We start from the raw sequence: 25,019 nt of genomic DNA, 5'->3' as shown, positions 1-25,019 counted from the left end.
GACGGGCGAGCACGGGAGGCAGCCATGACCGGCGAGCGGCGCCTGGACCGGTCAGGATGAAGCGCGGCTGTCAGCCGGTGCCGTCCAGAGGCGGACGCCGCAACGGGACGACCCTGGCGTCCACGGATCGAGACAGCTCCGCTCGCAGACCTTCGATGACGGCATCTCGCTCGGCGAGCTGCAACGTCAGCATCTGGATGTGCTGCGCGAGCGTCCGGGTGAGCGCCCGCAGCTCCGCCATCTCGGCACCACGCACGGCGCGTAGTTCCGCTTCCAGAGCATGGATGCGTTCCTTGAGGGCCCTGGGCGACGATCGCCGCAGGCGGGCTTCGGCCGCGCGGAGCTCGGCGAGAAGATCGCCGGCCCGGTTCGCCGTCGCTCGGCTGACGCCGGCCTCGCGCGCCAGGTTGGCGACGGTCAGCGCCCCGTCGGTGCGTTCAGGGCGGCCGTCGAGCAACCGCTTCATGGCAGCCCTTAGCGCCGCTTGGCTCTTCGGCCCGAGCGCGGTCATGCGTCACCGTCCATGAGAGGCGCGATCAGCCGGCACTTGCGCTCGTTGTCCCGCAGGATCGCCGTGCGCTGCAGCGGCGATAGACGCCGGTCGGCCAGAAGCGCTTCGCCCTCGACGATCGAGGCCTGCCACGGTTCGCGGTGCCGGGCGGTCAGGCAGGCGTTCGGGCACCGGTCGGGGCTGCAGCGCGATAGGGCCGGCGCCGTCCGCTCGGCATCTGGCGCGCCGGTGAGGCAGAGCGCGGTCGCTGCATCGAACAGGCAGTCGTTGAGGAAACCGACATGCAGGGTCCGCCCGAGATGGGCAACCATGGTGCGCAGCCGCTTGCGGTCCAAGATCCGGCCGGGAAGATCGCCAAGTTCCTCCTGCACGCGGCCGAACTCGCGTCGCAGTCGCGCAGCACCCGGTCCCGCCGGGCCTTCACGGCGAAGATAGGCCTCGTAATGGGCGACAATGTCGTCGAGCTGGCCGAGTGCACGTTCGCGCTCGATCGCCAAGCGGAAGTCGGCCTGCGCCGATCCGGCATAGCCTTCGAACATGGCGACCGAGGCGTGCTTGTACTGGATCTTGCCGGCGACCGTGCCGAACGGCCGGTTGGCGATGTACCAGGCGATCGTGCGTCGGAGCTGCCGGGTCGTAAACTTCCAAGGCTCGTCGCCGATGCGCGGAATCGCCGGCGCGGCCTCCGAGCGCGTGTCGAGGCCCTCGCGGAAAAGGTTGAGTGTCGGCGTTGCACCCATCCCGAGATGATCGTTGCTCCAGGGCCAGTCCTTCAGCGCCACCCACAAGGATGACAGTTCCTTCTCTCGGCGATTGCGTGCCGAGAGAACCTCCATCACCGCGACGGCGCGAGCGACGGGCTCGATCGTGATCCAGTCGGCCGTGACGCCGCGCGCGCCATGGCGCTTGTACACCGTGCTGCGCAGCCGGTACCGCTCGACCAGGCCGTCGGCGCTGCGCACCGGCGACACGCAACCCGGCTGCATCGCCTGCACCTCGCTGTCGCGCATGCCGGTGAGGTAGGCGCAGACGAGATAGCAGGCGCCCTGCAACATCCGTTCTTCGCGGGCGAGGCTGAGGCCGTCGAAGCGCTCGCGCCATGGCAGTCCGGTGTCCGGATCGATCGAGATCGGCGTATCGAGCCCGCCGATCTCGGTTCCGAGCTCGGCGGCTGCCTTCTCGATCAGTCGTGCAGTCGGCTCGGACTGGCTGATGCGGCCGCTCTGCGGAGCGCCGGCGTGAAGGCGCATCAGATGGAGATTGTAGGGCGGGGTCTCTTCGCCGGTGAGCGGGTCGATGCGGCGGGCCACATTGGGCGCGTGCTCCCAGATCGGCACGCCTCGGCCCATGGCCCGGCGCACGTCGAGCCACTTGGCCACGCGGGCGCGATAGTTCTTGGCCACGGCCCGTCCGGCCCGCGCGTCCCGCGCCATCAATCGGGCGCAGCGGGCTTCGAGAGCGTCAAGCTCGGCCCGCGCCGCGAGGATATCGGGCGCATAGACCTCGACATACTTGAGCGCCCAGCGCAGCATGGCGCCGATGACCGGCTCGGGAATGCGCGGCGTGGCGTTCTCGGCGGGCGCTGGCGGCCGGCCGGCAACGCGGTGCGCCGCACGTCCACGCCACGGCAGGAAACCGATGCCGCCGCCGGTTAGCCATGGCGCCAGGTGATGCAGGTCGATCGGCACCTCGACATACTTCACCGTCTCGTGAGGCGTTCGCCGTCCGCCGTCACGGGCATACGCCAGATAGGCGTCGAGCAGCGCCTGATCGATCCGGCTGAGATCGACGGCGCCAGTCCTTGCGCGGAGGAACGCGGCGAAATGCTGGATGTAGCGCAGCAGGCGGATCGCCGAGGTCGCGCCGCAGGGCGCCCGATATCCCGGCACATGGATGCGCAGGCGGGCGATCACGTACTCCTTCGCCAGCCGCCGCGTGACGGGATCGGCGATGCGGGCGAGGTTCAGCCGGTAATTGCTGTAGCGGGCGTTCACCCGGAAAATGGCGGCGCCCAGGTCCCAAAGATCGTCACCGAAGCGCGGAAGTCGCGTGCGGTCGGCATCGCCCCTGACCGCCACGCCGGCAAGCACGGGCTCGTCGTTGCCATAAATGGCCGAAGGCAGCGACGCGTGCTGCGGCAGCTTGATCGGTGCCGGCATCATGGCGCTCTCGCTTCGGGCGGCAGGTAGAGGAGCGCGGGGTCCGATGACCCAATCCGACGGGCTTCCTCGATCTCGGCGTCGGCGAACCGGGGCAGAATCTGTTCGGCGATGCGTCCGTGAACCCGGCCGAACTTGGCGATCCAGTCGGCTTCGCTCAGCACCTGCCGCTGCGCCCGGATGAAGTTGAGGAAGGCCAGGAGCGCGGGCACCTTGCGGGCGGTGACCACGGCATTGCTGCATTCGAGACACCCCCAGAAGGGGGACGGACAGGCCTCTCCCTCCGAGCCGAACGGGCTGTTGTAGAAGCCGCCGCAACTGGCGAGCCAGACGTCCTGCTCGCCGCCGAACAGCGCCTTGACCGCGGCGGCGCCGACAACGGGAAGGCCGGTCGCCTTGTCGGGATCGGTCTGGACGGCCGCTTCCTCCTCCGACGACAGGACACAGGGGGGGAACGCGGCGTCGAGCGCATCGGTCATGGCGTCGGCAATTGTCGCCTCGTGCAGATGACGAAGCGCGGGAATGTCGGCGTAGTGGTCGGCCGCGACCGCGACAGTGTGGCCGACGGCGAAGCGGTCGAGCTGGCCGCCCGTGCGCCGGTACCATGCCGCCTTATGCGTCTTGCGCAGGCGCGTCAGATTGAGGCGAAGGCGTTGGCCCCGCTCATCAAGGATGCCGTGCCGGCGCGTCCATGAAGCCGCGAGCTCCTTCATGCTGAGCACCCGAGGGGTCAGGCGGCCCCAGGCACAGTGCGCCCAGAGCGTGTCGGCGCCGAGCCGGCTTCTCGCCGGACCGGTCCACTGCAGCGCCTTGCGGATCAAGCCGCCCGGCGTCGAGGAACCGCCGTCGCGCACACGCAGCCGCTTCCACTCGGCGCCGCGCGCCCGACGCTTGCAATACTCGATCTCGACATAGCCGCCCGCCGGGTTCTTCAGGCAGTCCGCTCGCAAGCCCTTGATCGCTTCGATCTCCATGCCGGTGTCGAGCGAGATAAGCACGATGAGCGGCACGAGATCGGCGGCGATGAGATGCCGGCGGCCATGCAGATCGTGGATCAGGCGATCGTTCGGCAGGCCACTCTCGCGGCGGAGCGTGTAGAGTCGCTTGAAGAGAGGGTGCCTGTGCCCGATGACGCCTTCCGCGTCGATCACTTCCATTACCTGTTTGTGGGTTGCTGCCAGCGCCTTGCTCCGATCGGAATCCTCGACCGCCGGAATACGATCGGCCTCGCCCAAGCGGCGGATGATGGCGGCGAGATCGGTGCGCGCCGCCTTCCGCAATGCCGCGGCGACATCATCGCCATAGGCATCGCGCGGCCTGGCGCGCACGCCGGGCCGATCGCTCGTGTACATCAGCCGGCGTGAGGCATCGGGCGGCAGGTGGCTGGGCTCCGCGGCCTCGGCAAGCCGCAGCAGGTTGAGCACCTTGCTCATGCGGTGCAGGCGGTGATTGGGATGCAGGCCGCTCCCCTCCATCCAGGAATCGAAGCCGTCGATGCAGACGGCACTGACGTCGGAGAGACGGGCGACGTGCGATCCGGCGGAATCGAGATAGCGCCAAAATGTCTTGAGCGCATTGGCATAGGCGTAGGCCGTCGAGATCGAGCCGGCCGGACCACCGACCTGGCAGGCGCGCCAGAGCGCGCCGGCAAAGGTCCGCGCCAATGCCTTGCGGCCGGCGAGCATCGTCAGGTCGATCGTCTTGCTGCGATCCGCCAGCGTGACGGTAAAGCGCAGCGATGCGATCGCAGCGGCGGCCTCGCCCTCGGGATCGGGCAGCGCCTCGGGAAAGAGGGCGCGGCGACCCGGCCGCCGCACCGATGGAGCCGCCGCGGCGGTCATGCCGCGCCGCCAGCCGTGTCTTCGGCCCAGCGATCCGCGGCGGCCTCGACCAGCTCCTGCGCCTCGGCGAGGCTGTCGAGATAGATGTAGGTGCTGGTGATACTCGCATGCCCCAGCAGGTGCTGGAGCTTCTGCAGAGGATCGCCGAGAATCCGCCGATAGGCTGCGCCGTGCTGGTCCTGCGGATCGAACACGGATCCGATCTGCTCGCGGATCAGCATGGAGAGCATGTTGACGGCGAAGGTGTGCCGCAGCGTGTGTGGCGTCACCTCGACCTCGATGCCGAAACGGCGGCAGCGGGTGCAGGCCCGCCGAAAGGCAGCTTCCCAAGTCGCCGAGGGCACGGGCTTGCCGCCTTCAGTCAGCCAGAGCAAGGCATGCTGCGCCTGGCCGGGCGTGCCGACCAGCACGCGGCGGCGTTCGCCCAGCGTCAGACGGTCGAGCCGGACACGCTTGCCCGCCGCGTCTGTTGCCTTCCCGTCCTCCAGCATCAGCCAGAGCGGATCGGACACCGAAGGCTCTGAGCGCGCGGCAGAGACCGTGCGCTCGAGATCGACATAGTCGCCGATCAATCTCAGTACCCGGCGGGGAACGCGGATGCGCCGTGGTCGTCCGCCCTTGGCGATCGGACCGGGGAGATCGAACGGCACCGAGCGCGATTCGGGATCGGTCAGGCGCGGCAGCTCACTCAGCAGCAGACTGCCGGCCTCTGTCAGCCGCAGGCCGGTCGTGACGAGAAGCTCGGCAAACAACGCATTGCGCTCGCCGTTGCGGCCGCGCCACGTCGCGTCCTCCGAGCCGTCGGGAAGCCGGCCGCGCAATCCCACCTCGCGGAACAGCAGGTAGCGGCCAAGATCGATGTAACGGGTATCGTGGCGCCGCGCGGCGCGCTCGCGGGCACGGTTCGTCGTCACAGCGAGCACTGCGCGGCTACCGCCGGCCCTGCGAAGGGTGGCGCCGTAGCTGAAGGGCGAGATCGCAATGATTCCTTCCTCGACAGCCCAGCGATAGAGCTTGTCGAGCGCGGCAACGCTCCGGTTCCAGCTCGCAGCCGAGATGCGGTAGGGAGCTGCCGACAGCCGACGCGCCCGGTGAAAGGCCAGGACATCGTCGCGGCCGGCCTGCCAGACCGTCTTGCCGCCGCGCCGTTCGACAAGAAAGCGCGCCCAGACGAGAATGTCGCGGGCGTAGGAGCGCCACGTGTTCGGCGATCGCGCTCCCATAGCAGGACAGGCACGAAAGAACCGGTTGAGAGCGAGATCGTAGCTGCCGTCATCCATCAGGATGAACGGCATGCCGTGAATCAGCCCGGTGCGCTCGACCGCGTCGAGCGCACCGGGCGCGAGGCTCACTGCAAGGTCATCAAGGAAAAGCGGACGCGAAATAGTGTCAAGATCGGTAAAATACAAATGCACGCACGATACCCAAGCGGAGCGCCTTCGGCGCAACTTCATTGTTTAGAATGCGAGGGGTTCCCCTCGCGCTCTCCCGCTCGCCGCGTGGCAGGGGTGCAGGACTTAGCCTGCACCCCATGAACAGCTTGTCGTGCCGCCGCCGCGTCAAGCGTTGTCCTCGCTACGCTGCGGGAACGCTTGACCCGGACGTCTGAAGAGCTTCACCGGAGCCGTGGTGAGGCGCCTCCAATGCATGATTCTGAGACAGGATCACAGAGTCAGGATAAGGCCACCAACTCCTCGAACGCGTATTTCTTGGAACCGAAACTGCCGGCCATATCCCGGCCGAGACGCGACGGATGGCCCGTGGCGTGGCCGAGCTCGTGGAGCGCAGTGCGGTGCCAGTTGATCGGCTCGAAATAGGCCTGGGGCGGCGGCACCTGCACATAGTCGAGCGCCGGGACGTAGAAGGCGCGGTTGCCGCCGATGCGAAAGTCGATGCCGGTCGCGCGGATCAGCGCCTCGATCTGGGGTTCGATCAGGCCCGGCGGCGGTGGCGGCGCGACGATCGCGATGTCATCCGGCAGGTTCTCGCACTGCGCGGCGTTGAACACCGTGAAGCGTTTCAGGAACGGGATCGCCTGGGGTTCCTCGCCGGTCTCGCGGGCGCGCCGCTTTTCGTCGTCGGGTACGAAGCGGTCGGCATAGACGACGGTCGTGCCGCGCTCGCCCTTGCGGACATTGCCGCCGAGCGCAAGCGCCTGGCGGAAGGTGAGCCAGCTCTGGCCGGGAAAGCCGTGTTCGACGACCGCGCCCCAAAGGATCAGAACATTGATTCCGGAATAATGCCGGCCGGTGGCGGCGTTCCTTGGCAACGCCAGCGGCGCCTTCGCCGCCGCCGTCCCCCAGGGCTGGACCCACGGGATGCGCCCGGCCTCCAGCTCGGCGATGATCTTGTCGGTGATTTCGTCATAGAGGCTCGCCCGGTCCTGGCCGGCGCGAGCAGTTGCGATCTTTCTGGACATCGCGGATCTCCGCGACGGGCGCCGGAAGCCTCTCTCCCAGCCCTCAACCCGTCACGGGCAAAGCCTGTCCGCACTCTCACTCTAGGGGGCGTTGCGGGGTCTCCCCGCAGAAGGGGTCGGCCGAGACGAAGGCTCGGACGTAGGGGAAAGCATTCCCCTCCCATGAAATCGGTCCGCAGCAGTCTCGAAATTCAGCCTGGCCCAACGTACCTTACAGCGCATGTGCAACGACTATCAGCTACATGTCAGGCGGGAAGAATACTGCGAGGTGCTGCAGGCCCTGGAGCTTGGCGTGCCGACACAGCGGGGCGAATTTTCGCGCTTCGTCGCTGAAGGAACACTGGTCGAAACCATCAGACCGGGCCGCAATGGTTAGCGGCGGTGCTGGCGGCGCCACGCGCACGATATCGGGAGATGAGGCGAAGGCCCTTATTGAGAGCCAGTTGGCCGCGCACGGCAACGGCGTGCTCTCCGTCCTTGCGCAGTATCGGTGCGAGGACGCGGTGGCTGCGTGGCATGAGACGATCCGAGCGGTTGAGGAGTTCATCAACCTGCCGAAATTCGGGATTGCGGATGATCAGCTCCGGGCCTGGTTGTGCGCGATACGATTGGACGATCCGTTCGTTTCGAATCCGGGTCCGACATGGCTGGCGGTGCGCCGGGCGCTCGCGCCCCATCTCGAGCCGTCGGTGATTGCTCGGTTCACGCGGACCATGCTGTACGCGGGCGCGATGGGTGTGGCCTTCGCCATGCATGGCCAAGACGCCCGTAGCGCTCAGATCACGCTCGACACGATCGGCGGCGCCGTCGACTATTTTCAGTCGCGGCGACGTCACTTCGTCTCGCTGCTCTACACCATGCCCTATGCATGCTCTGGCTCGGCGGTTCTTGAGTCATACGATGCGCTCACGGTCCTATTGCCGCAGGTCGAGCATAGCTGCGTCGCGATCACCGGCTTTCACCAGAAGCTCGCGCTTCTCGATGTGCTGCCGGATTTCCATCTGAAGATTGACAGCATTGGCGCGATGGCGAGCCACGGCTTCGAGACCTTGGACGACTACTTTCTCGAACCGGAGCGCGCGTCGATCCATGTGATGGCTGAGCTGCGCGGCGATCAGTTCACGATGCCCGCCATGGAGGCGCTAGATCGAAGGAAGATTTTTTCAGCCGCCGAACTGCGCAACGGAGTGAGGCTGATCGGCGCGACCTACGAGGCATTCGGCCTCAAGGACTCCGACTTTTCCGCCATGGGCCTGCTGGTGATCGCCTTCGCGCGCCATTGCCGCGACGACTATTACGTTGAGATCGAGAAGGAGAAGTTTCGCTCGATGCTGCGCGCGCAGTCCGAGTTGGACCCCGCCGAGCTTGAGGCGCTCCTCGTCAACAAGCCCTCGAACTACGCGACGAACACCAATGCCTATCAGCCGTTCTTGGATTTGGGGGATCGGATCGTCTCGAACGTCAACCTTCTGTCGCGCTTTCTCTACGCATTCAAGAATGTCCACCTCGGCAGCCGCCGGCGCTTTCAGATCCACGCGGGCTTCATCTTCGAAGACATGGTGAAACGCGATCTTGAGCGCATGGGATTCACCGTCACGAACATCAAACGGATCAATCGGAAGGAGTTCGACGTCGTCGCCACGCGCGGCGGTGTCATCTTCAACATTCAGTGCAAGAATAATTGGATTGATCTCTCGAAGATTGAGGCTGAGCGCGCGCTGTTCGTCCGATATAACCGATCCCTGACGAACTACTATACGCGCGCGCTGAAGAAGGAGCGGGGTCGCGAGCATCTACTCAAGCAGGAACTGGGGATGGACAAGGTCGTGCATTACGTGGTGAGCCGATTTCCGGTGATCGGCGCCGACTCGGCGGTGATCAACTATAATCAGATCGATCGGCTTCGTTTCGCCGGCCAGGCGGGCGCGTGACCAATCCTGCGAATATTCGCGATCTGCTATTGCGGTTCACAGGCCCCGATCTGACGCAGACGCTTGCGCGGATCGAGAGCGCGGTGCGCGGTGTGGCAGCGAAGGATTGCGATAGCTTTCTCGAGGGCGCTGGCGTGGGTCGGGAGGCGTTGGCCGCGGCGGCCGAAATGAAGCGCCTGGCCGGGCAGATCAATGTGACGATCCATGCGCTCGGCATCCTGCTCTGCCTTCCGCACATCCTCGAACCAGAGGAGCGGGTCGAATATGTCTCGCTCGGCGCCGGGAATACCGGGCGCGAGTTCGACCTGGAGACCAACCTGCGGGTCGCCGAGTTCAAATTCATTCGATGGCGGGGCGGCGCGGAATCGATCCGCCAGAATTCCGTGTTCAAGGATTATCTGCTGCTCGCGGAGCATCCGACGGCGAAGCGAAAATATCTCTATCTGCTCGGCACCGAACACGCGCTCAAATTCCTGCGGGGCGGTCGCGCCCTATCGAGCGTGCTGAGCCGGAATGACAAGTTGCAGAAGATATTCGCGGACCGCTTCGGCGAGGCGTTTCGGACGGTCCGGGACTATTACGCCGTCCACGCCGGCGCGGTCCAGATCGAGGACGTGTCGCCGTGGCTTTCGGAGCTGGCGGAAGAGTTGATCGCGGAGCCCGACGCTGGCCCAGTCGACTAGGGAGCAGGGCGAGTGACGCGTGCGCGTCGCGCGGCGCGGCCCGCTGGCGTGCGCGTCGCGGTCAAGAGCGCTTCCTCCGCAGATTTCTGCGGTCCCATGAAGTCCATGCGATCGGCGATATAGGCACCGAACGCGGGCGCGTCTTTGGCCGATGGCATCGTGACGCCGTATGTGAGCGGAAGGAATGCTGTCAGCGCGATACGGTAGAGCGGCGCGGCATATTCGAAAATCGTCCGCTGCGGCGTGGTGAGGTATAGATTGCTGCGCTCGACAGGATTGCCGTGGAGAAAGTCGTTTCTGCATTCGTAGAGCACCTGATAGAGCCAAGATGCCAAGGTGCGCTTCACCTTGGTCTTGCCGCCCGTGTCGTGCGCGAGTTGGCCGATTTCCGGGTTTGCCCACGGCGTCCGCTCGATCATCTCGAACACCTTGTCCCGGTTGGCCTGCCCGCTTCCGCCAGGATGCACGAGGATCTCGAAAGCGCTGACCCAGAGCGAGACGACCCGCCCGACGTCGTAGAACGTCGTATCCGTCCCGGCCGGCAAGAGCGAGGCGTTATACGCCATGTCGAGCGAGCGCATTAGCGCAACGTCCTCCCAGGCGGGCTCTGCAGCTTCATAGCGTCGACGCCAGCGCGCCATGAGCGCGGCAAGGAGCGGCTGGTCGATGTCGCTTTCGCCGAGTGACGTGCGGAATAGGGCCGGCGACGATTGGCCTTTGAAGCGAGAGAGCTCATGCGTGCCGAGGATTGCCGGTGTGCTCCCGATCACATCCTCATAGTGTCGGTCGAGCATCCAGGGGTAGATCGCGAAGGCCTCGCCGAAGAGCACGCGATGCCCGCGCGGATATCGAAGCTCCAGCGCCCGGCCGTGCGTGACCGCGGAGAGCGCGATGAGGTCGCGGAAGCTCGCCAGCGCCGTGACGTCGCGAAAGGTCGGCGGTGCGGCCGTGTTCAGGATCAGGACCGAGGGCTCGAACTTCTGCCCGAAGTTATCGGCGAAACGGTTGAGGAAGCGCCTGAGCGTCGGGTGCGTCCGCTTGAGGGCCGCAACGCGGCGATCGTGCGCGGGAGCGAGCGCGGCGATCTCGCAGCCGATCGCAGCTTCCAGCGGAATATTCGGCAGGACGAATACCGGCGTCCAATCAGCAGCCATGGTTATTCCTGTTTAGATCGCTAGCGCTCCACTTCTTCATTCGTAAGGAAGTTCGCCGAACAAGCCGATCATGAGGTCGCCGTCGTAGAGCGAGAACGGAATCTCTACATAATGATCACGGTGACGTGGCAAGGCACGTCCGTCATTTGGGCCGTTCTTAGTGTGTCCGCGAACGTGCTCACCGTCCTCCTTGACATACGGCAGCACAACGAGGCGGCCGTGATTGGTGGAGAGGATCGTCCCTTCCTTCCAGATCGTCGCGCCTTCGGACTCGCGCGTCGACGATGTCTCCTTGACCTGCCAGCCGACACCACCATCCGGCTCGTACCAGAATACAATGCCGTTTGAGACCAGCACACGTTCGCCTCGTGCAAGAGCTTCGGCGAGCATCCGCTGAACGCTCGCGAGCTGAAGCAATTGATTGGCGCGGGGCAAAAGGATCTGTCGGATTTTGGCCTTTGCCTTTCCCCAATGAGTGCTGGCGCTCAGACCGAATCCATTGGCGATCTTCGCGCGTTCGGCGGTCAGTGCGGCCTTCTCGCCGGCGTGATAGGGTTTCGACCAAACGCCATCCGGGCCCAGATATAGAAGGGCGTGGGTCCATCGGTTGTTCGAGCGACCCACTTTTGCCACCCTCAGATAGGGCATTTTGGCCAGTTGTTCGGCGAGGTCCTGACGATAGCGCTCGGAGTCCGGCGCGAGCTTCAGGGCGGCGGCGTCGGGCGGCTCGCCATCGGTGTGACGGCGCAAGGCTTCCGCTAGCATCAGCACTTCTTCGTCTTGCAGACGCCGTTTCGCCTGCAGGGCCTTGTCGATCTTGAGTTCGAGCGATCGCTTGACGACGGGGTCCATGGGACGCGCGGAGAGTGCCTGCCGCAAGGTTGGATTGAGTGCATTGGCGGCCGCGATGGCAGCTTCGCGATCGGGATAATGGTCGGCAAAGACGGTGTCGTTATCCCCCGGCACCATGCGCTCGCGCCAGATCGGCGCGAGTTCGCCCTTGTCGATGAGCTCCTGCATGAACCAGCGCTCGAACAGGGGACGGTAGTGGGGCCAGACGGCCAGGACGATGTCAGACGCCCGTTTCAGCTCGGACCATTTCACCATAAAGGGGCGCCTCCGACGCGAGGCCGCGTGGCCTGAAGCTTCATCATCATGCGGCCTTCTCCTGCCGCGACCGGATATCGGCGATCCACTTTTCTAGCGCGTCAATTTCGGTTTCGATTGCCGATGGCGCGGGCAGCCGCGGATTGATCTCACCGGGCTGACTGTGAAGGAGCGCCGAGCAACGCCCGAACGCTTCACGCATAGCGGTGCAATCGACATCGGTGAGGACTGTGAGCTTGATGAGGCCCGTTGTGTCCACCTTACGGGACAGGCGGCGGATTACCGGCCCGACCACTTCCTCGACGGCGCGCTCCCAGGTCGTGCGGAGTTGGTCCTGGAAGGACGTTACCTCGCGCAGCCATCTTGCCTGATCGCCGCGTTCATGATGGATTTTCACGTTGGCGAGGTGGGCCTTTATCCCGTCGATCACCTTGTCGAGCGGCATGACATTGGCGGGCGGGTCTTGATGGCAATAGCCGGTATTTTCCGGGCCACGGCTGATCAGGCGGTACGCGACCGGCGTCGCTTCCCGGTCCTTCGTCGCCCGGCACGCTTCATCGAGAAGAAGCAAGAACGCCATATCGTGGGTGAAAACGATCACTTGGCGTGTCTGGCCGGCCTCGGCCAATCGAGCGGCGACCCTGTCGCGATGCAAATGGTCGAGCGAGGAGACAGGATCGTCGAACACGATCGCTGACTGCGCATCGATGGTCGACAGCTCGGCGAGGAAGGCGGCCAGCGCGACGCAACGATGCTCGCCTTCGCTGAGGACCTTGCCGACCGGCTCGTTCGGTTTGTTGATCAGCCGGACCTGGAAGAAGGGGACGCCAGCGGTGGTCTTGGCCTGCTGAAGCTCGATGGCGAGACCCGCGACGCCGAGCTTGTCCACCTCGATCGCGAACCTTCCGCGCAGGCGGTTGGTGACGAGCGCTTGGGCGATACGCGCGCTCTGAGTCGTGATCTTGTTCGTGGCTGTGTCCTTGTTGGCTTTCTCGATCGCCTCGACGGCCTTGAGGCGCTCGATCTGTGTAAGCACATCGGCTTTCACCAGGCCGACCCATTTGCGGTCCGCAAGGCCGTCGCGCTCGGCGATGAGCGCTGCGCGCTGCGGTGAGCTGGCCTCCGACTGCAAGCCTTCGATACGCGTAGCAACACCGCTGAGGGCCATGCGTAGTGGATCGAGCGAGATGGTGGCTGGGGGCGGAAGATCGGGCAGAGTCGCGAGGCTATGGGTTCGCAGAATGGCGCGCAGCCGCCAAGCCAGGTGCAGGATCCCGCGGCGAAGGGTGCCTGCGACCTCCTCCTGGCCGATATCATCGCGGATCGTCGCGATGATCGCGGCGAGATCCTTCATCGAGATGGCTTGCGATGAGACCTCTTCGAGCTTCTTGTCATACGCGTCCGCCGCTTCCTGTTCACGGCGCTTGCTCTCGTCCTGTACGAAAGCCTCGAAGCTGCTGAGCCGCTTCGAGGCTTCCTCGCTGAGCGGCTGCTGGCAGAGGACGCAATGGGCTCCAATCTCGGTCACGGGGAACGGCCGGTCGGGATAGGCGGATGCGCGGGAATAATCCCTGGCTGCCTCCCACAAGGCCTTCCAGACGTCCGAGCCGATGTCGGGCAGCGGCTCATCGGCGAACAGGTTAGCGGAGGCGGCGGCAGCGGCGGAGCGCGCCGTTGCAAGGTGCGTATGGGCGTTGCGGAGCGCTGCCCGGGTTTCGTCCGTGGCGGCGGCCAGCAGCCGCTCGAGCTGCTCGATCGCCGACTTGATGCGGGCTTCCTGGCTCTGGAGCTGCCGAACCGTGCGCGCAGGATCGCTGGCCAGGTCGGTAGTGAGCGTTTGAAGCCGAGTTTCTTCTTCCGCTGTCACGCCCGCGAACTTCTCGACGGCGTCCTGCTTCGTCTTGCCCGACAGACCGGCGATCAGCTTGCCGACGGGCGTGTCCGGCTTGCATTCGGGCTTCGACAGGATCGCGGGTGTTTGCTCTTGGAGCGCCTTTATCTCGGAAGCCAGTTTGGCCTTCACATCCTGGCATGCCTGCGCGAGACCGGCGAGGATTCGGAGCGGCAGCGGCGTGTAGGCGAGATCGTTGGTGTTCTCGACATGGACATTGGCAGTGCGCGAGTCGAAGACACTGACGGCCGAGAGCATTGGATCGGGGGCGTTCCCCTGGGTCCAGGACGCGCTTCGCTTCTGTCCGCCGATGAAGAAGTCGACGCTGGCGGCTGGGGTGCCGGAGCCGGCCGCATAGATGTTTGGAAGGATCGCGTCGCCCTTCGGCGAGCGCGCCCGGCAGAGTTGCTTCAGGACGCGGGCATAGCCGGATTTGCCGGCGCCGTTGTCGCCGTAAATGACGGTTAGGCCCGTCTTGCCGAACGAGAGGCGTTCGCCCGGCGCCAGCGCATTGACGTGGGACAGGCTGTGGAGGGCACCGAGGCTGACGACGGCATGGCTGGCCGCTGGGTCCCTGATGTGGCTCGCGTCGAGCGGGACGGTTGTCGCGTCACCCTTGCAAATCGCGACGAAGGCCGTGATGTCGGCTGCCTCCAACTTGGTCTGGCCGCACAGCCGGCGCAGCGCATCGCGTTGCCAGGCCGGCAGGTCCACTGACCATTTGAGGATGTCGGCGAGCGCCGCCGCCTCATTCGAGAGATCGTTCTCTTGCGCTTCCATTATTGCCCCCTGATCGTGCCGTGTCTGGTGTGGTCGGCTGTTTCCCCATGATGCTTATGTTCTCGGTGCTCGGCGGTTCAGGCGCCGCCAGTGATGCGTCGCTCCTGACCGAGTGGGACAATCCAGCCGCCGGCGCGGTCAGGCCGAGCAAATTCATCCGGATGAACGGTCTGGGTCAGGCGAGTACGCACAGCTTGCGGCTCCGCGTCGATGGCGGCGCGGATGAGGTCGCGCTCGATCCCAACGAAGACAGGTCGGAGGTTGAGGCGGGCGAGCGCCTCCTGGTCGGCGGGCGCGGCGTCGGCATCGGTGACCGGCCCCGCACGCGTGACAATCCCGCCGATCAGCCCGCCCATAGCAGTCGCTTTCTCTACCTCCCTTACCGGAGCCGCATCCAGCAGCGCCCGGGCGCGCCCGAGGTCGTCTTGGAGCCTGCGCGCGAATGGCTGGTGGGTGATGCGGTAGAGCGCGCCAGCCAGCTCGGTGTGGCCGAGTGGCTTGATCAGGTTGGCGATGTGCAGGCGCAGAAGCCCGATGAAGAGTGCATCCTTCTCCTGGGGATCAATGGGCTCGCCTTCATCGATCGGATCGCGAACCGAGAGGTGGGCCTCGGTTGGGCCTGCCGCAGCCATGCCCCAGCGCGTTGCGATCGCAATGCGTTTCACCGTGACCTTGCGGCCTTGTGCGGTGATGTTGATCCGTCCGGCTTGCGTCCAGGCGCGGTCCAGCGCTTTTGCCGGGCCTCCGACATCATGGCAGCCTTTCGCTTCGGCCACCGTCAGAGAGGACAGGTCGGCGGCGCAGGCGATCCAATCGGGCAGATCGCCACGCGACAGGCGCGTGACCTTGACCCGCCGGCGACGATCGAGATCGATCGTTCGGCTGCCGAGATGGGCGAAGATCGAGAGATTGAAATAGCGCTCAAGATAGGCGCGAGCGACGAAGCGCCCGAACAGGCCTGACAGGGCGACTTTGACTTCACGCGCCTGTCCGAGCGGCTCCTTGAAGATGAACGGCGTTCCCGCGCCGGTCGGTGCAAGCAATGCGTCCAGGATCGACCACGCACCGTAGGCCGCGCCGGGCGTCTGCAGCACTTCCCGAATGCCGGCGTCCTCGATTTCTGAGACCTCCAGGTCGACGGTGGTGCCGGTGATAGGGCTCGCTGTCGCTGGCTCGAAGCTGTGAAGAAATGTCCTCGTCATAGCGCCAGCGCCTGTTTGAGATCGTCATGCTCGAAGGCGCTGGCCATGCGGTTGATCTCGGCCGTGCGCGCGCCGACCGCTTTGGCTGTATCGCGCCAGGTGGCGGTCACGGTCCCGACTTCTTTGATAATCGCGCGGGCTTGCGGCAGCGTGAGCGCAAAAAACTCCGACGCCGCCTCCAGCAGATCGAGCGAACAGGTGCCCTCGTCGAGATCGATGTTCGTCGTCAGCACCCGCGCCTTGAGATCGGTCGGAACGGGATTGAGGTCGTATGCCGGCGAGAGAGACCAGCCCGCTTTTCCCAGCCACAGGAAACCGTGATTGCGGAGGTGGTCGTCGACATTGGAAATCAGGACATTGAAGACGACACGCCGATAGAGGGCGTGGGCGTCCGTCTTCCCCTGGGCGCCGTGTTGAGCAAGGGCATCGACGATCTCCGGATAGCTGCCGCGCTCGCCGTCCTTGGCGCCCATCATCGCCATCGCCGACAGGAACGGGGTGCGGATCGCCCCGTCACGATCGAAGCGTCGCGACAACATGACCGCCTTGCCGGCGACGTCGATCAGCTCGTGCTGAGGGGTGGCGATACCTGCCTGGCCGGCCAGCCGCAGCGCGATCTCTTCCCAGGTCTCCATGCTGTAGTCATCGGTCTCCTTCGGGAATTTCGCGATGGAGAGATGACCATGTTGGTCGATGACCGACGCCTTCGGGCGGGCACCGCCAAGGGAGGAGCCTGGGGCAAAGATGAGCTGCAGGTCTTCATCCGTTTCCTCGTCCCGGAGAACCCGTTCGGTGATCTGGAGCAATCGGCCAAGCTCGATCAGGGCAGGAACGCCCGCACGGATCGGCGCTTGAAAAATCTCTTCGCCGACCCAGCGGAATCGGAGCGCGCCAAGCCGGGTCTCATCGGCGACGCCAAGGAGGTAGTCGCTTTCTACAAGCGTGCGAACCGCGCGGCCTTCCCGATCGGCGAGACGTCGTTCGGCGCGCTGCATGAGGCGCCGGCCCCAGGTATCCGGCGCTGAGTCACCGATGGAGCCGAAAGTCGCAAGACCGGCAGGAGGGGCGAAGGCGCCACGGGTCAGAGCAAGGGCTGGCTCCAGGGAGAAGCGGTCCGGGTCCTCAAGCCATGCGCCGTCATACTCGAAGAGGATGGTCTCGGTGCCTCGGACGCGATTGCTCCTCGCCAGTCCGACCGGGCGTGTGCGGCCGTCCAAATCGACATGGACCTCGAAGTCAGTCATCGCGGGACGATCCGATTGGCCGCTTGAGGTGGACATGCTTAGGCAGATCGGCGCTGGCAAGCGCTTGGCCGACGCTGTCGTTGCTGATGTCGGCGACCTGGCCCAGGCCGTCGAGCAGGCCAAGCGCCTGCAGGACGCCGGCATAAATGCCGACGCTGACATTGGTGTCCCCAGCTTCGACCCTTTGCAATGTCGAGCGAGACGTGAAGGCGCGCTCGGCTACGACCGCCATCGGCAGCCGTCGGCGTCGACGGGCATCATGGATGTCCGCTCCAAGCTTGCGCAGTGCGCGCCGCACCGCAGCAGGAGGGTTGTGTGGAGTAGGCATTTTGGCACCTTCGCACTACAGATTGGCCAGATATGTAGCACGAAGATTACAATTTTCCTAGACCCCCTTGAGGGGGATCACCTCAGTAGAGAGCGAAGGTTCGATCTTACCGCTGTCGTGACGGTATCGACCGGGACCCTCCGGACGTTGGCGATCGCGGCGACCGTGGTTTTTACGTCAGCGGGCTCGCTGGGACGACCGTCAACCTGAGTGAAGGGGCCGTCTGTCTCCGTCAGTATCCGATCGATGGGCAAGTCGGAGACGAGGGAGCGGCCGCGATCCGAGCGGGTCATCTCGGCATTGACGGAGAAATAGCAGCCGAGCGTCGCCGCACGTCGAGCCTCGCTCTTGCTTCCGGTGAACCAGTGAAGCACGACGGTGCCGCGATCCTGCGGGAGATATTGTTCGATCATCGCGAGCACCGCTGGAACGCTTCTGACACTGTGGACCGTGAGAATCTTGCCACCGGCTTCTGCGCATCGCTCAAGGACGCTGCGGAACACATGCTTTTGGGTATCTAGCGATTTGTAGAAGCGCGGGCCGGCATCAAGACCGACTTCACCGACGTAGCGTGTCTCAGGCAGGTGACGCTCCCATAGCGGCAGTTCGCCGGCGCGCTCCGCGACAAGCTGCGGATGCAGCCCGAGCGCAGCGCGCACGAAGCGGGTATGACGCGTGAGTTCATGATTGCGCGCCCAGGCCTTTGGTGTCGTCGTGACGGTCAGCGTGTAGATCCGAGCGGCTTCTGCCCTTGCGATCGCGGCCTCATGGTCGGGATAGAGGTCGAGATGGCAGTGGAAATCGACACCGACGGCTTGAGCATTCTCGGTCATCCCGGCCGCGTCCTCACACCTGCCAGGAGTGCTCCAACCTCTTCAAGGCCGCGCCGGTACACGCCAGCGAGGGCGGTTTGCCGAGCCGGCGATTCATCGAAGAGCGGCCCCGGTTTGTGGATGAGAATCGGCGCCAGCGCCGGCCGGGCGCGAAGCCGCTCGATCGCAAGCTGGAAAGAGCGAATCTGGACGCCTTCTGATTGACGTGTGTCGAGCGCGCGGGCGGTGAGGTCATCGACCGTGTAGACGGTGGGATCTGGATCGGGGTGTAGGCCGGCAACGAGTGCTGCCCGTCTGATGAGACAAGGCAGGCAATAGCCGCAATGCTGTGTGCCGAGACCCTGCCAGCGCCCCTTGGTTGGGGACGCGCAGGATAGCGATGAGGGTACGAGGCGGCGTAACAACGCGCCGTTGGCGCAGGCCGCGACCATCTCGCCCTTGGTCCTATCCCAATAGGGATTTTCGATCCTGCCGTTCAGGCCGAGCCCATGGAGGGCGTCATTCCAACGGGCGATGTAAAACGGATGGGTCGTGCGCGTGCTCAGTGCGCCGAGGCGCAATGGATCGAGCGGCACGTTGACGGCGATGAGGCCGTTCTCGGGAACTTTCAAGGTGAACGCCCCCTCAAGGCCGCTTCCAGCGAAGACGCCGAGGGCGAAGAACAGGAACGACCTGCCGCGGGTCGTGTTCTCTCCGCCTGAACCGCGGACGAAACCGTCCGGGTATGCCATCCAGAGGCGCAAGCGATCGAAGGCGCGGCCTCGATAGTGGGTCTTCAATGTGTCGAAGATGGTGGACTGCGCATCGCTGGTCGCACCTTCGCCAGCGTGACTGATGAGAAGCGGTGTACGGCCATTCTCGAGGGCATCGATTGCGCCGATGAGACTGTCGAGGCCGCCCGAGAAGAGGGCGAGGTCGTCGAAGGGAGGACCGATGAGCCGAGCAGGGCGTGCGGGAGCGACCCTGACGAAACGGCGCGGTCGGGCGCGAAACGCGATCGACCAGCGGTCGCCGGTGAGAAAGTTCAGCATCCGGACGAAGGTCGGCGCGACGGCTGTCCATCGATCAGGATCGGAAACCGGGACGATCAGCCGGATTTCGCGGGTCCAGCCATCCTGCGATTCACTCGCCCGCGAAATGCGCGTGTCAGCAGCGTGGACGTGGGCGGCCAGGACCAGGATATCCACGCCGATCTCTGAAGGATGAACGCCAAGCCGCGACAGATCGCCGATTGCGCGGCCGATCCCGTGATCGAGTGTTCGCTCGCCGACAACCAGGTCGAGGCGGGTTTCGACCTCCCCATCGCCAAGTGGAAAGCGGCTGCGGTCGCCGGGGCCGTATCGGCCTATAATGACGTGTCTCCTCATGCGCCTTCCGCCTCCGCATCGCCCATGATCTGCAAGATCCCGAACGCTTGCTCGTAGATGCGCCCGACGAACTGGAGCACGCGATCGGGCGTCAGCGCGGCAGCTGCGGCGCGGGCGACCGTGAGCGCATCAGCCACCCCGCGCCGAACGAAGTCATTCAATTGCGCCTGCACGCGCGCGGCTTCGCGGCTATCCGACGGCAGGGTGATCGTCTTCGCGCCGATGTCGTTGCAGAGCCGTGCTTCGATCGCGTTGGTCGCATAGAGTTCGAACACGGTCTGCATCTGGTCAGCCGTGAGCCCGTCGAGGTCGGTAATGCCTGCACCGGCGAGGTCCGTGATGGTTTCGATGAACGCTTCGCGTGCGATGCCTTCGTCGATCGAACCGCCGTCAGGACACACATAGTCCGCCAAACCGAGAAAGATTTCTTCGATAGGGCGGCCTGCGAGGGCGCCGAGGTTGAGCGACCGAAGCGCTTCGGTCGCGCCGCGCGCAACGGCGTCTGACAGGAAGCCAAGCAGGCGGCTGCCTGCGCCGCGCGCCGATCCCATCCTTGCGGCTGCCGTGCGCGCGCCGCCTGACGATGAGCCCACATAGTGCGATACTGCTCGGCCGAGGCTCTTGCGGTCGCTGCCGCCCGAACCAGCGAAACGCGAGAAGTTGTTACGAGCCGCTGAGAAGCGCGCGGGATCGGCTACCGGCGGTATGGGCGGGCGAGCCGGCGGTGCCGGGGGAGCGGCTGGTGGGGCACCGTCTGCTGGCGCATCCGCGGGCGGACCGTCTGGTGGTCCACCATCAGGAGGAGCTCCGTCTGGAGCGGCAGGCGGTGCGCCGTCATCGCCTAGCCAGCTTGGAACGAGGGGCGTCCCGCCGCCCTGGCCGCCGAATGCACTGGAGGTGCCCATCAGCGGACTCCCTGGCGGGTGCGAAGAACACCCATGGCCGCCGCCTTGAGCATCGCGCCACCTTCTTTGCCCCAGGTCTGAAGAAGGCGGTCGAAGCGTTGGGTCGCATCGCCGTCCTTGAGAACACCTTCCCAGCCGCCGCAGACCCATGGACCGAGACGATCTCGCGGGAGCGCTTCGAGGAAATCGACGAGATTGGCCTGCAAGGTCGGATGAGCCTTGACGAGAACCGCCAAACCCGCCGCGCCAGGCGGCTCAGTGTCAAAGCTGTCCCCACCGACGATGCGGCCGCGCACGGCTTCGAAGATCTGCGCGGCTTCAGGCGTGGCCAGGCGCTTGAGATCGGCTTCGAGGCCCTGCACCGCGAATTTCCCGCCGAAGAGCTGTTCGACCACGGCGGCGAGGTGGCCGAGCACTGAGGCGGCGCCGAAATAATCTTTCCTGTCCTTGGCGACGAAGAGGTAGGGGCGAAGATCCTCGCCACCGATCGCGGTTGGCACCGCCGCCCAGGCTTTGATCGCAGGCGACGATAGCCACTCGCTCAAAAGCGCGCTCTCAGTCGACTTCACGGCTTCCAGTTTGGGCGTCGACTTCACGGCGTCGTCGCCTTTGGCAGCGGCCTTCTCCGGCTTGGCCGCAGTTTTCGCGTCATCCTTGGCGGTCGCCGCCGCTTCGAGTGCTGACAGGTCCGGGCATTTGCCATTTGCTGCCGCCGCGGCGGCCGCGGCGATCTGATCGAAGAGGCGGGGCAGGAACCGCTCGGCGAGCATGAGTTTTGCGAGCACCGGCAGCTTGACGTCATCCCCGAACCCTCTCGCTTCGGCGGTGCGCTGCCGCAAGACGAGCGTGTTGAGGAATCGCTTGATCTGACGCGGATTGCCCTTGGTTCCGCTAGCGAGGATCGGTCCGATCTGATCGCTGAGCGCCAACGCATTGTTGGCGCGCGAAGCCTTGTCCCCGAGAGCGGTTCTGACGGTGGCTGCATCGAGCGCACCGGAGGTCCACGGGCGCTTAAGCCGTTCACGAGCGACCGTGATCAAGGCATTGAACGCCGCGTCGTTGTCGCCGAGTTCGGCGCCGACAAGGAGGAGCGTCACATAGGTGCGCGTTTCCGTGTCCCCCAGCGCAGGGATGCGGAAGGGCACCTGGATGAGCTTCTCAAGGTAGTTCCGGGCATATGTCTGCGGACCGGTGGTGTCCGGCAGATCGGGAAAGTGTTTGCGCACCGCATATTCGATCATCGCCTCGTCGGCGGCGACGACGAAGGCGGTGCGCGACGTGAAGACGAAGAGACGGACGGCCTCCAAGGTCTCGATCGCGGTGTCGGGCAAGCAGCGATCGAGGTCATCGATCAGGACGACGAGTTGCTCGACACCCGCCTTGTCGAGAAGATCGTCGAAGGCTTTTCGGAATGCGTTGATCTCCTCCGGAACGTTGGTCGAGTCGCCTTCACCCTTCGGCTTCAACAGGCCTTTCACGCCTTCGACGGCGGCTTCGAGATTGTCCTTGGTGGCGAGCTTTGCCGGATCGGCGAGGAAGCCTTCCAAGGTGCAGACGATGGTCTGAATCTGATCGGGCGTCGGAATTCCGGTAAAAGCGGTGAAGGCGAGCCCACCAGCCTTCTTCGCCACCTTGAGCCAGTCGATCCGGCGAAAGACATCCTTGACCGTTTCGCCCGCCGAGGTGAGAGTGGGTCGCTTTTCGATGAGGCCGGTAACGATGCACTCGATGAGCGCAATTTTGGCGTCTTCAAATCCTTGGAAGCGCCAGCCATTGAACTTGAGGCACAGGACCTTTGCTTCGCCATCGAAGCCGGCCTCAATCATTTCCAGTACGCTAGACTTGCCGGCGCCCCAATCACCGTGGACACCAACAGTCACTGGTTGATCGGGCCGGTCGCGCAGGAGTTTGATGATGGTTGTTGCGATCGCCTCGTTGTTGAGAAGGTCGACCTTAGTCTCGTTGTCCGTCAGGATCACCGCTTGCCCCCACAGCTCTAGCAGCCGAAGGAGCCCCTCCTAGCGGCCGCCACCCGTCGCGGCGGCTAGCCTGCCGTCTTCGTGCTACGGATTTCTAGGTTGTGTAGCATGAAGCATACAATTTCTCCAGACTGGCAGGTTGCGGAAGTATTGAGGATCTGACGCCACCGCTGCTGTCGACGCGCCGGCGCACGAACTGTTTCGGATACGGAACACACCGCCCCCGTTCAGCCACGGTGGGGAAACGACATGCCCGTGAGTTTCTCGCTGACCCGTCACAACCTCTCGGCGACCTCGGGTGCCATGGCCATGGCCGGACGCCGAGCAGTTCGTGTGGATCTGCGGGCACAGCCTTTGCGCATGGACCCGCGTCGATCTGCCAACGGTCAGAAGAAGTATATCGCTAGCTCGATCGGCGTTAGCGGGGCGTGTTCAGGACCTGAAAAGTCATCCTCTTCGAGTAAGATGGAGAGACGGGCTTGGAAATTCTGGACGAGCTAGTGCCGCGGACCGGACTCGAAACCGGCTGGTGGATGGGCTTAGCGCACCGAGCCATTGCGCCGCTGCCTTTTCGTCACCATCTCGGACCTTTGCTGGCCGTGTGTCCTTCCACACCGCCGCAGCGAAGGCTTTCTACGTTCTCGCCAGTCTTCAATCAATCGCAACGAGCCGCGTTACCAGGGGCAGGGACTACCGAGCTCGAGCTTGAATGAACCGATCTCGGACGGCTGCGTGCTAGCGCTGCCGTCCGAGTCGCGCTACACGTCGGTGACGGTACTTTTTCAGCGAGAGTTTGATGCACCGAGCCTCACTCGATGAGGTGAGAGTCATCCGGCTGATATCGATAGACGCTGAAACGTCAAAAAAAATTTCTCGGCAATTTTTCCTTTAAAATCAAAAGCGTAACTTTTTGACGGCCCGTGCGTCGGCTTTCGCCCGTCATTTGGTGTTATTTCGTCAGCCTTTTCAATGGCTTATGATCGAATTAAACAATCGAGTGGGAATAGAGGCGTTATCGGACTCTTTCAGTTAGTACGGACCGCATGATTCGCCTCGATAACGTCAGCAAGCAGCACGGCCACCAGATTCTGTTCATCGATGCGTCGATGGGCCTCCAGAAGGGCGAGAAAGCCGGGCTGGTCGGGCCGAACGGCGCCGGCAAGTCGACGCTGTTCCGCATGATCGTCGGCGAGGAAAAGCCCGACGACGGCCAGGTGTCGATCGATACCGGCATGACCATCGGCTATTTCAACCAGAATGTCGGCGAGATGTCGGGCCAGAGCGCGGTTGCCGCCGTGATGGACGGCGTCGGGCCGGTCAGCGCGCTGGCCGCCGAGATGGCCGCGCTCGAGGCCGCCATGGTCGACCCCGAGCGGGCCGACGAGATGGAAGCCATCATCGAGCGCTATGGCGAGGTGCAGGGCCGCTTCCAGGAACTGGACGGCTATGCGCTGGAGGCCAGGGCGCGCGAGGTATTGGCGGGCTTAAGCTTCAGCCAGGACCGCATGGACGGCGATGTCGGGCTCTTGTCCGGCGGCTGGAAGATGCGCGTGGCGCTGGCCCGTATTCTCCTGATGCGGCCCGACGGCATGCTGCTCGACGAGCCGAGCAACCATCTCGACCTCGAAAGCCTGATCTGGCTCGAAGCCTTCCTCAAGACCTACGACGGCGCGCTGCTGATGACCTCGCATGACCGCGAGTTCATGAACCGCATCGTCGGCAAGATCGTCGAGATCGATGGCGGCGCGCTCACCACCTATTCGGGGAATTACGATTTCTACGACCAGCAGCGCGCGCTGAACGAGAAGCATCGCCAGGCGCAGTTCGAGCGCCAGCAGGCGATGCTGGCCAAGGAGATCAAGTTCATCGAGCGCTTCAAGGCGCGCGCCTCGCATGCCGCCCAGGTGCAGAGCCGGGTGAAGAAGCTGGACAAGATCGAGAAGATCGAGCCGCCGCGGCGGCGGCAGTCCGTGCAGTTTGAATTCCGCAGCCCGCCGCGCTCGGGCGAGGACGTGGCGCTGTTCCGCGATGTGCACAAGGGCTATGGCAGCCAGCCGATCTATGCCGGGCTGGATTTCCAGGTGCGCCGCCGGGAGCGCTGGTGCGTGCTGGGCGCCAACGGCGCGGGGAAATCCACGCTGCTGAAGCTGGTGGCCGGCGATGCCAGGCCCGACCAGGGCAGCGTATCGCTGGGCAGCAGTGTGAAGATGGGCTATTTCGCCCAGCATTCGATGGACCTGCTGGACGGCGACGATACGATTTTCGCAACGCTGGACAAGGCGTTTCCGCAGGCCGGACAACCGGCGCTGCGCACGCTGGCCGGCTGTTTCGGCTTCTCCGGCGACGACATCGAGAAGGCCTGCCGCGTGCTGTCGGGCGGCGAGAAGGCGCGGCTGGTGATGGCCCTGATGCTGTTCGACCCGCCGAACTTCCTGGTGCTCGACGAGCCGACCAATCATCTCGACATGGCGACGAAAGAGATGCTGGTCGCGGCGCTGGCGGATTTCGAGGGCACCATGCTGTTCGTCTCGCATGACCGCCATTTCCTCGCGGCGCTGTCGAACCGCGTGCTGGAACTGACGCCGGACGGCGTGCACCAGTTCACCGGCGGCTATACCGAATATGTCGCCCGCACCGGCCAGGAAGCGCCGGGTTTGCATCCGGGCGGGTAAGTAGGCGCCAAAC

The 25,019-nt window shown here is 64.7% G+C and carries 18 protein-coding genes; 3 read left to right on the top strand and 15 right to left on the bottom strand.

All coding sequences use genetic code 11. From position 1 onward, the window contains the following. Positions 1 to 70: 70 nt before the first annotated feature. From ACFOOQ_RS16000 to ACFOOQ_RS15980, 5 genes are all read right to left on the bottom strand, one after another. Positions 71 to 511, bottom strand: coding sequence for a hypothetical protein (locus ACFOOQ_RS16000; RefSeq protein ID WP_012112820.1), 441 nt, complete (start codon positions 509 to 511; stop codon positions 71 to 73). Further along, on the bottom strand, positions 508 to 2,673 hold the full coding sequence (locus ACFOOQ_RS15995; RefSeq protein ID WP_379728474.1) for a hypothetical protein: 2,166 nt from the start codon (positions 2,671 to 2,673) through the stop codon (positions 508 to 510). Before ACFOOQ_RS15995 ends, ACFOOQ_RS16000 begins: the two co-directional genes overlap by 4 nt. Then, positions 2,670 to 4,511, bottom strand: a complete 1,842-nt coding sequence (locus tag ACFOOQ_RS15990; RefSeq protein WP_012112822.1) for a hypothetical protein — start codon at positions 4,509 to 4,511, stop codon at positions 2,670 to 2,672. The genes ACFOOQ_RS15995 and ACFOOQ_RS15990 overlap by 4 nt, the downstream gene beginning before the upstream one ends. Beyond that, positions 4,508 to 5,926: a tyrosine-type recombinase/integrase gene (locus ACFOOQ_RS15985; RefSeq protein WP_012112823.1), complete on the bottom strand. Its 1,419-nt coding sequence runs from the start codon at positions 5,924 to 5,926 to the stop codon at positions 4,508 to 4,510. Before ACFOOQ_RS15985 ends, ACFOOQ_RS15990 begins: the two co-directional genes overlap by 4 nt. Positions 5,927 to 6,183: 257 nt before the next feature. Beyond that, the gene (locus ACFOOQ_RS15980; protein ID WP_449265812.1) at positions 6,184 to 6,930 is read right to left on the bottom strand and encodes an ArdC family protein; all 747 of its coding nucleotides are present in this window, start codon (positions 6,928 to 6,930) and stop codon (positions 6,184 to 6,186) included. Between the two features lie 368 nt (positions 6,931 to 7,298). Between ACFOOQ_RS15980 and ACFOOQ_RS15975 the strand changes: the two genes are divergently transcribed. Then, positions 7,299 to 8,861, top strand: a complete 1,563-nt coding sequence (locus tag ACFOOQ_RS15975) for a hypothetical protein (RefSeq protein WP_379728471.1) — start codon at positions 7,299 to 7,301, stop codon at positions 8,859 to 8,861. Continuing rightward, positions 8,858 to 9,544, top strand: coding sequence for a hypothetical protein (locus tag ACFOOQ_RS15970; protein ID WP_379728469.1), 687 nt, complete (start codon positions 8,858 to 8,860; stop codon positions 9,542 to 9,544). The genes ACFOOQ_RS15975 and ACFOOQ_RS15970 overlap by 4 nt, the downstream gene beginning before the upstream one ends. On the opposite strand, the gene ACFOOQ_RS15965 is transcribed toward ACFOOQ_RS15970, so the two are convergent. The 10 genes from ACFOOQ_RS15965 to qatA form a co-directional block, all read right to left on the bottom strand. After that, complete coding sequence (locus tag ACFOOQ_RS15965; RefSeq protein WP_379728467.1) at positions 9,541 to 10,698, bottom strand: hypothetical protein; 1,158 nt, start codon at positions 10,696 to 10,698, stop codon at positions 9,541 to 9,543. The two genes, ACFOOQ_RS15970 and ACFOOQ_RS15965, sit on opposite strands and share 4 nt — an antisense overlap. A 36-nt stretch (positions 10,699 to 10,734) precedes the next feature. Next, the gene (locus tag ACFOOQ_RS15960) at positions 10,735 to 11,805 is read right to left on the bottom strand and encodes a hypothetical protein (protein ID WP_379728465.1); all 1,071 of its coding nucleotides are present in this window, start codon (positions 11,803 to 11,805) and stop codon (positions 10,735 to 10,737) included. 46 nt (positions 11,806 to 11,851) lie between these two features. Continuing rightward, positions 11,852 to 14,476, bottom strand: coding sequence for an AAA family ATPase (locus ACFOOQ_RS15955; protein WP_379728463.1), 2,625 nt, complete (start codon positions 14,474 to 14,476; stop codon positions 11,852 to 11,854). A 77-nt stretch (positions 14,477 to 14,553) separates the two neighbouring features. Continuing rightward, positions 14,554 to 15,678 carry a hypothetical protein gene (locus ACFOOQ_RS15950; RefSeq protein WP_379728461.1) on the bottom strand — a complete coding sequence of 375 codons (1,125 nt, stop codon included), beginning with the start codon at positions 15,676 to 15,678 and terminating at the stop codon, positions 14,554 to 14,556. After that, positions 15,675 to 16,922, bottom strand: a complete 1,248-nt coding sequence (locus tag ACFOOQ_RS15945) for a type II toxin-antitoxin system HipA family toxin (RefSeq protein ID WP_379728459.1) — start codon at positions 16,920 to 16,922, stop codon at positions 15,675 to 15,677. The genes ACFOOQ_RS15950 and ACFOOQ_RS15945 overlap by 4 nt, the downstream gene beginning before the upstream one ends. Further along, a complete protein-coding gene (locus ACFOOQ_RS15940) occupies positions 16,915 to 17,250 on the bottom strand; it encodes a helix-turn-helix domain-containing protein (protein WP_379728457.1) in 336 nt (111 codons plus the stop codon). Before ACFOOQ_RS15940 ends, ACFOOQ_RS15945 begins: the two co-directional genes overlap by 8 nt. A gap of 77 nt (positions 17,251 to 17,327) precedes the next feature. Next, on the bottom strand, positions 17,328 to 18,083 hold the full coding sequence (gene qatD / locus ACFOOQ_RS15935) for a Qat anti-phage system TatD family nuclease QatD (protein WP_379728455.1): 756 nt from the start codon (positions 18,081 to 18,083) through the stop codon (positions 17,328 to 17,330). Continuing rightward, positions 18,080 to 19,450: a Qat anti-phage system QueC-like protein QatC gene (gene qatC / locus ACFOOQ_RS15930; RefSeq protein WP_100954811.1), complete on the bottom strand. Its 1,371-nt coding sequence runs from the start codon at positions 19,448 to 19,450 to the stop codon at positions 18,080 to 18,082. Before qatC ends, qatD begins: the two co-directional genes overlap by 4 nt. Beyond that, on the bottom strand, positions 19,447 to 20,355 hold the full coding sequence (gene qatB / locus ACFOOQ_RS15925) for a Qat anti-phage system associated protein QatB (protein WP_379728452.1): 909 nt from the start codon (positions 20,353 to 20,355) through the stop codon (positions 19,447 to 19,449). Before qatB ends, qatC begins: the two co-directional genes overlap by 4 nt. Then, positions 20,355 to 22,334, bottom strand: coding sequence for a Qat anti-phage system ATPase QatA (gene qatA, locus ACFOOQ_RS15920; RefSeq protein WP_379728450.1), 1,980 nt, complete (start codon positions 22,332 to 22,334; stop codon positions 20,355 to 20,357). Before qatA ends, qatB begins: the two co-directional genes overlap by 1 nt. 1,043 nt (positions 22,335 to 23,377) lie before the next feature. Between qatA and ACFOOQ_RS15915 the strand changes: the two genes are divergently transcribed. Then, positions 23,378 to 25,006: an ABC-F family ATP-binding cassette domain-containing protein gene (locus ACFOOQ_RS15915; protein WP_379728448.1), complete on the top strand. Its 1,629-nt coding sequence runs from the start codon at positions 23,378 to 23,380 to the stop codon at positions 25,004 to 25,006. The last annotated feature ends 13 nt before the right edge of the window (positions 25,007 to 25,019 follow it).

The organism is Ferrovibrio xuzhouensis, from assembly GCF_042648965.1.
GTDB lineage: Bacteria > Pseudomonadota > Alphaproteobacteria > Ferrovibrionales > Ferrovibrionaceae > Ferrovibrio > Ferrovibrio xuzhouensis.
Note: the sequence above shows the minus strand (reverse complement) of the source record. Positions and strands in the feature narration are given on the sequence as shown.